Raw genomic sequence first — 12,281 nt, forward strand, 5'->3', positions numbered from 1 at the left:
CACGTTCACCACGACACAGTACCAACGTTCAGCAAGGAGGATGACGCCCGCTTGCGCGGTACGGTTCAATGGATGACCTAGGAGGTGGTCGCCCGTGACGCAACCAGGTGGCTTCAATTTCGAGGAAATCCGCAAGATGATGGAGCAGATGGGCATCCTCGGAGCCGACGGAGACATCGATTTCGAGGCCGTCATGCAGCGCATGCAGCAGATGCAGTCGAGGGGCGGCGCCATGATCTTCGGCATGCCTGGCGCGGATCAGAATCCCGACGCCGTGTGGCTCACCACCATTACCGCCGCCAAGCACGCGCTCCAAGACGCTGGGCCAGACCCCGACCTTCAACCGCGAGAGCAAGACGTCGTCGTCGACGCGGAACGTCTCGCGCAGTCATGGTTGGACGAGTTCACCACGTTCAAAGCTCCTGGCCTGCCTGCGCGGCTCAGCACCCGCGCACAGTGGCTCGACGACACCAGCGCAGGGTGGCGGTCGATCGTCGAACCAATCATCGACGGTCTCGCAGATGCACTGCAACGCAGCTCGTCAGAAGGAGCTGCGGAGATGGAGGGCTTCGATCTCGGATCTGTGATGGGTCCGCTGATGCGCCAATCGGCGTCGGCCATGTATCGCGAACGCTTGAAGCGAGTACTCGCCAAGGTAGCGCGGGACACCCTCACTGGCACAGAGATCGGTTTTAATCTTGCCGCCAGGAACGATGTCGTGGTGATCCCTGCGAACGTTGCCGACTTCACGCAAGATCTCGACGCGGACGAGTCGGACATGATGCTCCTGCTCTTGCTGCGCGAGGCGGCTAGGCAGCGGCTCTTCGCCAACGTCGGTTGGCTCTCCCCACAGCTCCAAGCACTGATGACGCACTATGCGCGCGAAATCACCATCGATCTCGACGCGATCACCGATCGGTTGTCGCCAGACAATCTCGAACAGATGTCACTCGAAGATCTCACCAGAATCGGTGAAGAGGTACAGGTGTCGTTCTTCCGCCCCGCGAGCACCGAGACGCAGATCGAAATCCTCGAACGCCTCGGCGCCCTCCTCGCACTCGTCGAGGGGTGGGTAGATCACGTGGTGCAGCACACCCTCAACAAGTGGATGCCGCACGCGCCCGAGCTGGTCGAGGTGCTCCGGCGTCGACGCGCCGCCGAATCGCCCGTTCGGTCAGTGCTGCGCGAACTCATCGGGCTCGAACTCACGCCGCGCCTCGTGCGCGACGCGAACAATCTCTGGGGCGCGCTCGAACACGACCGGGGCATCGAGGGACGCGACGCGATCTGGTCGCACCCCGACCTGATCCCCACCGCGAAGGACCTCGCTGACCCGATGGCGTTCGTCGCGAAGGGCAAGGAACCCCCCGCATCGGATGACCTCGACGACGAACTGCGCAAGCTCCTCGACTCGTGAGGCGTCGACGCGCTGCAGTCACCCGCGAGTCCAGTTGACGTTTCCGCCGGAGTAGGGCCAAACTTAGTTCTTGTGAGTCCTGTGGGGCTCGCCCGCAGGGGAAGGCGGGTAGAGCTCGCAGGGCTCACCTTATGTGAAGCACCGTGTCCGTCCATGATTGGACACCGCGGTCGTTGCCGGCGCCGTCGGTGACATCCAACAACCTAGGAGGAAACATGGCTGAAGAGACTTGGGAAGGCGAGTTCTACTGCGTGAAGTGCAAGGCTAAGCGCAACGCCAAGGGCAATGTCGTCGTGAACGACAAGGGCACCAAGATGGCCAAGGGCAAGTGCCCCGAATGCGGCACCAACCTGAACCGCATTCTCGGTCGCGCCTGATCGCAACCTAACGCTGTGGGTCGGCACCTTCGGGTGTCGGCCCACGTTGCGTTCTGGGAGTTATCCACAGCCGACGATTCTCCCCTTATATTGACCCGACCACGTGTGACACTGCATGCATGATCGTGCTAGTTTCTGAACACACTGCCGGACCGCCCGCATCGACGACGATGCGCTATCACCGCGTCTCCCCCGCCGAGGCATTGGCTGATCTCGGGTTCGCCGTCGGCGCTGAGGTCGTCGTGCTCGAGTTCGCGCCGGGATCCTATCCGCTCTTGGAAGCGCACGCCTTCCAACTCAGCCCGACGCTCTACGCCTGGGCGAGTGCAACCACAGGCACTGTCGGGCCGTTGCTGTCGCCCGGAACAACGCCATGCCCTTCCTGCATCGCACTCCCCCGCCTCGACCCCACACCTGCCGCTGCGCACCTTCTGGCGTGGGCAATGGCTGGCGCCGCCGTTGAATTGTACGCGCTGCAGCACCACCTCGACGGCACGCTGGCCGGGCGCGCACTGTGCTGGGACGAACGCAGCGGCAGTATCGCGACGACGCCTACCCACCGTCGCCCAGGCTGCCGAACCCCGGGCTGTGCCACGGTAGTCGCAGCTGGCGGCTCAGCCCTCACGCATGCTGGGCGATAACATCGAGCACCGCGGCTCCATACTTCGCGAGCTTTGAACGCCCGATGCCAGGCAAGGCCAAGAGCGCCCGCTCATCGGTGGGTTTGGCTTCCGCGATGGCCATGAGCGTGGCGTCGGTGAACACGACGAACGCGGGCGTGCTGAGTTCATCGGCCGTACGCTTGCGCCAGGCTTTGAGCGCAGCGAAGAGCTGCTCGTCGACGGGCAGCTCGCACTCCTCGTGGTGCCTCAGTTTCCGCTCCGCTGCGGTGGCGAGCAGACGCCCGCACACCACGCAGGTCCGCGAGCGGATGGATGTCGTTTCCCGTGCCTTACCAGACGCCGTCGCTCCCTCGTTGTGCTGGCGTGTGCGGATGCCGTCGAGGAACCGCGAGGGCGGCTGCTTGCCACCGGCGCCGATGTAGTTCCAGCTCACTCGCAGGCGCTGCCGGGCGCGAGTGCAGGCGACGTACAACAGCCGGCGTTCTTCACTCAGCGCGGGCTCCTCAGTAGCGAGCGAGAACGGTACGAGGCCTTCGCGGGCACCGATGATGGCCACGTCGTCCCATTCGAGCCCCTTGGCCGCATGCATGGTGGACAAGGTGACCGCCTGCGCGACGGGGGTTTGCTCCCAGGAGACTCGCTCTCGCAGCCAGGCACCGGCCTCGCCGGCCGTCCAGGCATCGTGTTGTTCTCGTTCCTCGTCGAACAGCTGCTTGAGCGCAGTGAGCGATTCCCAACGCTCGCGCTGCCGACCCTGCCCCGCCGGGGCTTCTGCCGACCAACCCACCTGCGCCAGCCCGGCTTCCAGCAGCGCGGAGGCATCACCGTCGGGCTCCAATTCGACTTGCCGCAGCAGGATACCGACGATCTGCCGCACCTCGCCGCGTTCGTAGAAGCGCTCAGTGCCGCGGACGGTGTAGGGAATACCGCGCTGGTCGAGTGCCGCCTCCAGCGCGGGCGACTGGGCGTTGATGCGGTACAGCACCGCGATTTCCTTCCAGGGTGTGCCGTCGTCGTGTCGGTCGAGGATCCAGTTCGCAGTGGCCTCGGCTTCGTTCGTAACGGTTCCTGCAGCCTGCACCACTGGCTCATCTCCGGAGGCACGCGTGGCGCGCAGCCGTTCGTCGCGTGGAGGTTTCAGCACGTGTGTTGCGACGCGGAGGATCTCGGGCGTGGAGCGGTAGTTGCGCACGAGGTTCACCGTGACCGCGCCGTCGTAGTCGTCGGCGAATTCACGGAGGAAACGAGGATCGGCCCCGGCGAAAGCGTGAATGGCCTGGTTAGGGTCTCCCACGACGCACACATCGGTGCGGCCGTCGACCCATAGTCCGATGAGCCGGTGCTGAATTGCAGAGACGTCCTGATACTCGTCGACGACGAAGTGGCGGTACTGCGCACGGATTTGTTCGGCGATGTTTGGGTGTCCGCTGAGCAGGGCGGCGTTGCAGAGCAGAATGTCGTGGAAGTCGACCACACCTTGTGCTTGCTTGCCCTTCTCATATCCGTCCATCACGGCCGCCACCTGTGTGGGCGAAGCCCCCGCGACGTTCCTCCCCACCGCGAGTTCGGGGTAAGCATCGGGAGCGACGTTGCTGGATTTGGCCCACGAAAGCTCGGTTTCGAGGTCGCGGATCAGTGCGGTGTCGACGTCGCCGAGCACCTGGGTGGCCGCGCGGGCGATGATGCCGAATGCGTTCTCCGCCACCTCGGGAAACGGCGTGCCGTAGGCCTGTGGCCAGAAGTATCGGCACTGCCGCAGGGCAGCCGCGTGAATGGTGCGCGCCTGCGCGTGCCGTACCCCGAGCTGAGCCAGCCTGACCCGCATCTCGCCAGCGGCGCGGGTGGTGAAGGTGACGGCGAGCACGGCGCGCTGGTCGTAGCGACCGGATCGCACGGCGTGCGCGACGCGATGGGTGATGGCGCGCGTTTTCCCTGTTCCCGCTCCTGCGAGCACGACGACGGGTGTATCCAGCTCCAGCGCCACTTGCCGCTGTTCTGGATCGAGCGCGTCGAGAATTGCATCCGCCATGTGACCTCCCAACCGGTCAAACTACCAAAGGCCTCTGACAACCCTTCGCGCCATCAGCAATGTCAGAGGCACCCAGTAGGCTGCTGCACACATCGGAAGGAGTAGGTGGTGCAGGTACGTCTGGGCACGAGTTGGCGGGCGATGGTGCCCGAGCTAGCCGCCGCCATCCGCGACGAACTGCGCTCGCCGTTCGCGCGTGGCCTGGTGGTGGTTGATTCGCCTGGTTCCGCCAGGCTGCTCAGCCAAGAGCTTGCCACGCTCGAGGGCATCTCTGCAGGCGTCGAATTCCTCACCGTGGGGCAGCTCACGTCCATGCTCGCATCCAACACCTCCGTCGAGGCGCAATGGGATGCCTGGCATGGCAGCAGGCTTGTCACCGCTATTGCTGAGCAGGCTGATGCCGTCGCGCAGCTCCACCCCCGTTGCAGGCGTTCTTGGCAATTCCGGGGCGCAAACTGTCTGCATGCTCCCGGTTCGCCCAGCTCTTCCGCAGCTACGCCGAGCACGCGCCGTCGATGGTGGAACGCTGGCTCGCAAGTGATGACGGCGAACTGCCTGAGCACCTGGCGTGGCAGCCTACCTTGCTGCGCAGCGTCTGCGCACTGTTGCGGTTCAATCCGGTGGAGGCGTCGCTGCAGCTTACGCAGGCTGCCGCCGGGCTCGAGACACCTGCCTGGGTGTTCTGCGTCGACGAAGTCGCGCCCTCGCAACGTCCGTTACTGCAAGCGCTCTCTCCTCTCGTGGTGTGGGGTGTCGAGACCGCGCCGAAGTGGCTTGGCGACGTTGACCACGACGAGCCGGTCCGCGTCGGCAAACCCCTCCGAGCAGTTCCTGAGGTGCAGATTCACGGCTCGCACTCGAAGCTGAGACAGGCGGAAGTTCTGCGTGATGAGCTGCTGCGTTGTTTCGAGGCCTGCCCACATCTCGAGCCTCGAGATGTGCGCATCGTGTGCCCAAACCCGGATGCCTGGGCGCCCGTACTCAATGCCGTGTTCCGTGCCTCGAGCCGCCACCCAGGTGGTGCGTTGCGTGTCGCGGAGGTTCGCACATCGCACAGCGGCAACCATGCAATAGACGCCGTCCTCGCCGCCCTCGATCTCGTTACCGGGCGTGCCACAGCCAATGAGGTGGTGGAGTTCCTCCTTCTGCCGGCCATTGCTTCACGCTGGGGGTTTGCCAACCGACGCACGGAGCTACTCGAATTGGTCAACGCCGCCGAGGTGCATTGGGGCCTGGGCGGCAACCATCGAGCAGCGTTTGGCTTGCCTCGTGAACCCGTCAATACGTGGCTAAGCGGTATCGACGCGCTCCTCACGGGCGTCGCGATGGGTGGTGTGGCCGGCCCTCGCGGGGTGCTCGGTGTGGAGGACACGACGTCAAACGATCTCGACCTCATCGGAGCGCTCGCCGAGGTCATTGGCAGGCTCTGGGCGCTGCGCGAAGCCACGAGCGCAAGCCTCACCATGTCCGATTGGGTGGGAGTAGCCGTCCAAACCCTCGAACAGCTCATTGGTCTGGGCTTCGAAGAGCGCTGGATGCAGCAGCAGGCTGCAACAGTATTCGGGCGCATTGCGCTGGCCCATGAGCCGTCGACGGCGCTCCTCAGCCAGCGCGAGTTTCGGCGCCTCATCGAAACCGAGTTACCCTCCCGCTGGCACCGGCCCGCGCTGGGCAATGGTGAGCTGCACGTCGTCGCACCGCACGAGGCATGTCACATCGATGCTGGTCTGGTGGTCATGATCGGCCTCGACGATGTCGCTACCGGTGCATTACCCGACGAGCTTCCGGGCACGCTGCCAGACAAGGGCCGGGTCATGCAGCGCCAACTCTTGGCACACGCCTCCGCAGCTGAACAACTGCTCATCGTCACGGCAACGCACTCCGAACGCACCGGAAACGAGCTCGCAACTCCGGTGAGCATACGGTTGATGCTGCGCCAGCTTGGAGTACGGTTTCCCACCGTTGTGCAGCACGCCCCCCAGCCGTTCAATGCCAGCCAGTTCAGCACCGCATCATCGGCATCGTTCGACAGCGCCGCGTTCGATGGGGCGCGAGCCGCCCTCGAACCCAGCGAACAGCGAGCCATTGTCGAGCGTAGAACGGCTGCGCTTCACCTTCCCATCCAGGCCCCCGTCGAGCAACTCGCACTCACGAAGCTCAAGGCGTTCCTAGTCGACCCAGCCAAGGAATTCCTCAGCCAGCAGGCGAGCATCTACGCCGACGATGACACCACGCTCGACGATCAGCTGCCGCTACAGCTCGACAGCCTCACCAGTTGGAGAATCAGGGAAGCGTTCATCCACGGGCGGATGCGCCACGTCGAGCCACAAGAGCTGTTGCGCCGCGCTGAACAGTCGCAGCTAGTCCCCCAGGGTGCTTTGGGGCGTGCGATGGCGGCGAACATTGGCCGGCAGGCCGACGCCATCGTCGCGCAAGCGACGCGCCTGATGGCTGAGCAGCCTCATCTCGTCGACATCGATGTCGACGTGGCAGGAACCCGGCTCACCGGCAGTGCGCAGGTGCATGGCAGCCGCATCGTCGTCGCTGCTGCGGGTTCGGGCACCCGAGCGCTCCTCGAACCCTGGCTCCAGCTTCTTACCCTCGCCTGTCAGGGCGTGCGCGTGAACGCTGTGGTGCTTCGCCCCGGTAGAGACCGCACGAAGTACAACGAGCTTCGTCAGCCTTCCCCCGAACGCGCGGCGGAGATACTCGAGCTGTACGTACGGGCTCACACGATGGGTCGCTCGCGGTTGTTGCCCGTGCCGTTCGAGCCCGCGTTCTCACTCGTGATGGAACATCGCACGGGGCGCTTCAACCGTCGCGATTGGACACATCCTGCTCCGTTTGCGTTCAAGAAGTGGGCGCACCCCGACGAGCGCTGGGCGCTGTTCTACACCGACCCCGCGAGTCAACTCTTCGACGATCCGCCCACCAGCGACGATCCTCCCGGCCCTTCGAACAGCATCTTCGAACGGTGGGCGGCCGCCTTATACGAGCCGCTGGCCGAGCAAGGAGGCTCATGGTGACGAACGTGTTTACCATCGACGGCCCTCTCCCCCACTCCACCTTGCTGCTTGAGGCGAGCGCGGGCACCGGTAAAACCTTCACCATCGCCGGCCTCGCAGTGCGATACATCGCCGAAGCTGGCATGAGCATCAATCAGATCCTCATGATCACCTTCAGTAACAACGCCGCCACCGAGCTGCGCACCAGGGTCTTCGACGCTATCGATTCCTGCGCTGAATCCCTGCGTCAACATCTCGCGGGCGAACAGATCACCGACGATGCGGACTATGCAGTCGTGGCGCGGCACCTCGCCCGACTCGGCGACGTCGAGGAACGTATTGCGAGACTGGAATCCGCCCTCGACAACTTTGACCAGGCAGCCGTGTTCACCATTCACAAGTTCTGCCAGCGGGCACTGCAAGAGATGGGCGTGCTGGGCGACGCCGATCACGCAGAAGAGCTCTCCGCGGCAGAACAGCTCATGGAACAATGTGGCGCCGACTGTTTCCTCGCCCGGTATCACGATACGGAGCAACCACCGTTCGCACCCGATCGCGCCTTGCGGTTGGCGACGGAGGCGTGCAAGACCTCCATCGAGCTCGCCCCTGCCGATGCTGAAGAAACCATCTTCGGCAATGAGGTGCGCGCCATGTTCGCTGAGCGTAAGCAGGCACTCGGCATCCTCACCTTCGACGATCTTGTCGCGCGGTTGCGCGCGGTGCTGCGACACGGGGCGAACGGCCCTGCGGCCGTGCGCTGGCTGCAAACCGCATACCGTGCGGTGCTCGTCGACGAGTTTCAAGACACCGATCCCGACCAGTGGGACGTCATCCAGGCCGCCTTCGTTGACGACGATAGGCCCACCATCTTGATTGGCGACCCGAAACAGTCCATCTACGGATTCCGCAAAGCGGATCTACGTACGTATCTCCGTACCGCCGAGATTGCTGACCGCCAGACGCTGGGCACCAATTTCCGCTCTGATAAGGGCGTCGTCGACGGCGTTGTGCGCCTCATGGAGGGTCTCGATCTAGGCCATGGCGCCGTCCAGGTGCATGACGTTGAGGCGAGCCATCCGAACCGTCTTGACCTCGACGTTCCTGAACGTATTTGGATTCGGCAGGCCCGTGGCGGGCGCGTGCAAGAGCGGGTACTCGATGATCTCGTCGCCCAAGTCGAGGCGTTGCTGGGACGGCGGGTCGGTGACCGCCTGGTTGAGCTCTCCGACGTTGCCGTGCTCGTGCGTGCACGCTCCGTGGCGGCGCAGGTCACGCAGCGGTTCAACGAACTCGGTTACCCCGCGGTGCTGTACGGCGCATCGAATGTGTGGGAACAACCGGCAGCAGACGATTGGAAGCGTCTGCTGCGAGCACTCGAGCCCGACGGCGGGTCAGCGGAGCGCGTGGTCGCGCTCACGGATCTGATCGGCATGCGCGTGGACGAGCTCGCGACGTCAGAAGGCACCACACAGCTCGCCGACATGATGCGTAGCGCCAGGCAGGCTCTCGTCGATGGTGGGCCGAGTGCGGCGCTCGACGTCGTCCGTGAGCGCACCGCGCTCGAGGCACGGCTCGTCGGTCAACCAGGCGGCGAGCGCTACCTCACCGATCTCCTCCACATCGGCGAGTTGCTCGACGAATCAGGTCACCGCGGCACGGTGGGGCTGCTGCGCACCATCGATCAGCAGTCGAAACTCGACGGACAAGCTGAACTGCGCGTGGCCACCGACGCACCTTCCATCCGGGTGATGACGCTGCACTCTGCGAAGGGGCTCGAGTTCCCTATCGTGTTGTTGCCCGACATGTCCGCGCTCCGGCACTACCCCAACCGCCCCTTCCACGTCGAACTCGCCGAAGCTTCAGTATTGTGGATGCGCCAAGAGCCGCAGGGAACGCACATCAGCGACCTGGCCGCTCGCCAAGCCCGGCAAGAAGAACTGCGACTGTTGTACGTCGGGCTCACCAGGGCGAAGCACCTCGCCATCGCATGGCACACCGATGAGCGCAACAGCAGTCGAGGTCCCCTCTCGGCAGTCATGTTTCATGACCGCTCACAACCGCAACTGGCAGACGCGTACTCGTGGTCAGCGCCCTCGCCTATCCCGTTGGTGCGCGTCGATGCCGTCGCCGAGACGCCCGTCGCGCCACGGAATCTCCGCAAACGCGCTACCCCAACGTTGCATCTGGCTGAGACCCATCGCTCGATCGATCAGCTGTGGCGCCGCACCTCGTACACCGGTCTCACGCAGGGCATGCACGATGCCCCTTCGGGCGCCGATGAGCCAGACACCGGCGACGAGCTCGTCGCTGATCCCGCGCTCAGCACCCCGGCTCCCATGGGTTCGCTGCCGGCAGGAGCCGAGTTTGGAACCCTGGTCCACGAAGTGCTCGAGAAGCTCGATTGGGGAAGTGAGGGGCGACGAGCCCGCATCGAGGCGGTGGTCGACATGCACGCCATCGCGTTTGCCGAGTCAGAGCGCGCCGTCCTGGCCGACGGTCTCGAAGCCGTCGTCACCACCCCGCTATTGCCGCTCACGCCGCAGTCGCTCAGCGACATCCCCACCCAGTTGCGGCTCGCCGAACTCGACTTCGACCTGCCCATGGGAGGCGACAGCGCACCCACCGTCGGGGAGCTCGCACAACTCATGCAGGCGCACCTCCCAGCGAACGACCCGCTCGTCGAGTACCCGAACCTCCTCGCAGCTTCGGAGGCTTCGCACAAGGTGCTCTCGGGCATGCTTACCGGATCCATCGACGCGGTCCTGCGCACCGAAGCCGGGAAGTTCCTCGTCGTCGATTACAAAACGAACCGGCTCGCACCTTCGCCCGACGATGTGCTCACGCTGGGCCATTACACACAGGCTGCGATGGCTCACGCCATGATGGCCGCCCACTACCCGCTGCAGGCCATCTGTTATTCTGCGGCATTCCATCGATACCTCTCTGTACGCCTGCCTGGGTATGTTCCCGAGCAGCATCTCGGCGGGGTCGGCTATCTTTTCATCCGCGGTATGGCGGGGCCCACTACCCCGGTGATCGACGGGCACACTTGCGGAGTGTTCTCCTGGTACCCGTCACCCGATCTGGTGGTTGCCGTGAGCGATCTGTTGGGAGGCCACCATGCATGAACTGCCCGCATCGGCGACGGGCTTGCTGCGCCAATACTGCGAGGCGGGCATGATCGGGCTCGCCGACTTCCATCTCGCCCGGCGCCTGAGCCAAGGTTATGAGCCCGACGAACGCGTGCTGCTCGCCTTCGCGCTCGCGGTGCGTGAGCTTCGATTGGGTTCCGTGTGCGTGGCGCTGGCTAATGCTCACGACCTGAAGCCCTTGTCGGAGATCGATGACGGCGGGGGCGCCGTCGCAGATCAAGTGCTTCCTTGGCCTGATCCGCAGGAGTGGGTGAAGCTCGTCGCACGGTCTCGTCTCGTTGGTGAGGGGCGGCCCTTCATCCTCGTCGACGGCAGGCTGTACCTGGCGCGGTTCTACGCTCAAGAGCAGGCGGTGGCTGACGCGTTAGAACGCAGGAAGGCCCTCCCCGTCGCCGACGATGCTGTGCCGTTGCCGTCTACGAACGAGCCCGACGAGCAGCAAGACGCCGCTGTCCGCGCCGCGACGACGCACATGACGAGCGTAGTCACCGGCGGGCCTGGCACCGGCAAGACCACCACAGTGGTGCGCATCTTGAATTCGCTCGGCGCGTCTGGCCCGATCTCCATCGCGCTGGCTGCGCCGACGGGTAAGGCCGCCAGACAGTTGCATGATTCGGTGCGCGGTCAACTACTGCTGGGCACCGCCGTTCGTCCACCATTCTCGGGAACGCTGCACAGTTTGTTGGGCAAACCCGTTCGCGGCCCGCGTGCCACGTATCACGCGCAGAATCCGCTGCCCTACGACGTGGTAGTGGTCGACGAGGTCTCCATGGTGTCGCTCGAGCACATGGCGTCGCTGCTCGATGCGCTATCCGCCCGAACGCGGCTGGTGCTCGTCGGCGATCCGCATCAGCTGCGGTCGGTCGACGCCGGCGCCGTACTGGCGGACATCGTCGCAAATCCACAGCTCACGCAGCCCGGCAGCGTCATCGAGCTACGCACGAACAGGCGCAGCAATCCCGAAATCTCCGCGCTGGCTACTGCCATCGATCAAGGTGACGTTGAAGCCGTCCACACCATCATCGATGAAGCCCGCTCCATTTCGTGGGTCGACTATGAGGGATACGACATTGGGGGCTTCGAGCAGTTCCGCGACGACGTCACCGCCACCGCTCGTGCAGTGCTCTTCGCGGCGAAGCATGGGCGTGCGGGGGATGCCCTCGAAGCGCTCAACGCCCACCGCGTCCTGTGCGCGCACCGAATGGGGCCGTTCGGAGTGCAGGCGTGGGGGCAGGCAGCACGCCGCATGATCGCCGTCGAGTTCCCGCAGTACGGCGCGACACGACCGTACGTCGGCGAGCCCTTGCTGCTCACGCGCAATGTAGGCGGCTTCCACAATGGCGACGTCGCGGTGATCATCAACGATGAGGGGCAGCTCGTCGCCGCCGTCGATGATAGTGATGAGCCGCGCCTGGTGGCGCCGTCGCTCCTGGACGGCGCTGCGGAGTTGCACGCAATGACGGTGCACAAGGCGCAGGGTGGCCAGTATGCGGTGGTGAGCGTGGTGCTCCCTCCTGAAGGGTCGCCACTGGCCACGCGCGAACTTGTCTACACAGCCATCACGAGAGCGCGCAGCGAGCTTCGCATCTACGGCTCCCGCGCAGCCCTCGAAGAGTGCATCCGCACCCCGGTGCGCCGGTCGTCGGGGCTGGCCCTACACGCGAGCCGGCCCTGACCA

Annotated in this window: 7 protein-coding genes and 1 pseudogene; 7 read left to right on the forward strand and 1 reads right to left on the reverse strand. The window is 64.7% G+C overall.

All coding sequences use genetic code 11. The features are described 5' to 3' along the window. The first annotated feature begins 94 nt into the window (after positions 1-94). From Q0X68_RS02710 to Q0X68_RS02720, 3 genes are all read left to right on the forward strand, one after another. A complete protein-coding gene (locus tag Q0X68_RS02710; protein WP_297747181.1) occupies positions 95-1,417 on the forward strand; it encodes a zinc-dependent metalloprotease in 1,323 nt (440 codons plus the stop codon). Positions 1,418-1,632: 215 nt separating this feature from the next. Then, complete coding sequence (locus Q0X68_RS02715; protein WP_108872173.1) at positions 1,633-1,794, forward strand: DUF5679 domain-containing protein; 162 nt, start codon at positions 1,633-1,635, stop codon at positions 1,792-1,794. 119 nt (positions 1,795-1,913) lie between these two features. Further along, positions 1,914-2,435: a hypothetical protein gene (locus tag Q0X68_RS02720; protein ID WP_297747187.1), complete on the forward strand. Its 522-nt coding sequence runs from the start codon at positions 1,914-1,916 to the stop codon at positions 2,433-2,435. Here Q0X68_RS02720 and Q0X68_RS02725 read toward each other — a convergent pair. After that, entirely contained in the window at positions 2,416-4,446 is a 2,031-nt protein-coding gene (locus tag Q0X68_RS02725) for an ATP-dependent DNA helicase UvrD2 (RefSeq protein ID WP_297747190.1), read from the reverse strand. The genes Q0X68_RS02720 and Q0X68_RS02725 overlap by 20 nt on opposite strands. Before the next feature lie 141 nt (positions 4,447-4,587). Here Q0X68_RS02725 and Q0X68_RS13095 point away from each other — a divergent pair. The 4 genes and pseudogenes from Q0X68_RS13095 to recD all read left to right on the forward strand — a co-directional run. Then, a pseudogene (locus Q0X68_RS13095) lies at positions 4,588-4,791 on the forward strand (exodeoxyribonuclease V subunit gamma); the annotation flags it as partial. Between the two features lie 77 nt (positions 4,792-4,868). After that, on the forward strand, positions 4,869-7,472 hold the full coding sequence (locus Q0X68_RS02735) for an exodeoxyribonuclease V subunit gamma (RefSeq protein ID WP_366127589.1): 2,604 nt from the start codon (positions 4,869-4,871) through the stop codon (positions 7,470-7,472). Further along, positions 7,469-10,579, forward strand: coding sequence for a UvrD-helicase domain-containing protein (locus tag Q0X68_RS02740; protein ID WP_297747197.1), 3,111 nt, complete (start codon positions 7,469-7,471; stop codon positions 10,577-10,579). Before Q0X68_RS02735 ends, Q0X68_RS02740 begins: the two co-directional genes overlap by 4 nt. Further along, positions 10,572-12,278, forward strand: coding sequence for an exodeoxyribonuclease V subunit alpha (gene recD, locus Q0X68_RS02745; protein ID WP_297747200.1), 1,707 nt, complete (start codon positions 10,572-10,574; stop codon positions 12,276-12,278). The genes Q0X68_RS02740 and recD overlap by 8 nt, the downstream gene beginning before the upstream one ends. Positions 12,279-12,281: the final 3 nt, after the last annotated feature.

This window comes from uncultured Tessaracoccus sp., from assembly GCF_947286155.1.
Taxonomy (GTDB): Bacteria; Actinomycetota; Actinomycetes; order Propionibacteriales; family Propionibacteriaceae; genus Arachnia.

Coding starts and splice junctions, on each gene's coding strand:
- Q0X68_RS02720 (WP_297747187.1), top strand. CDS start 1,914: ATGATCGTGCTAGTTTCTGAACACACTGCCGGACCGCCCGCATCGACG.
- recD (WP_297747200.1), top strand. CDS start 10,572: ATGCATGAACTGCCCGCATCGGCGACGGGCTTGCTGCGCCAATACTGC.
- Q0X68_RS02715 (WP_108872173.1), top strand. CDS start 1,633: ATGGCTGAAGAGACTTGGGAAGGCGAGTTCTACTGCGTGAAGTGCAAG.
- Q0X68_RS02725 (WP_297747190.1), bottom strand. CDS start 4,446: ATGGCGGATGCAATTCTCGACGCGCTCGATCCAGAACAGCGGCAAGTG.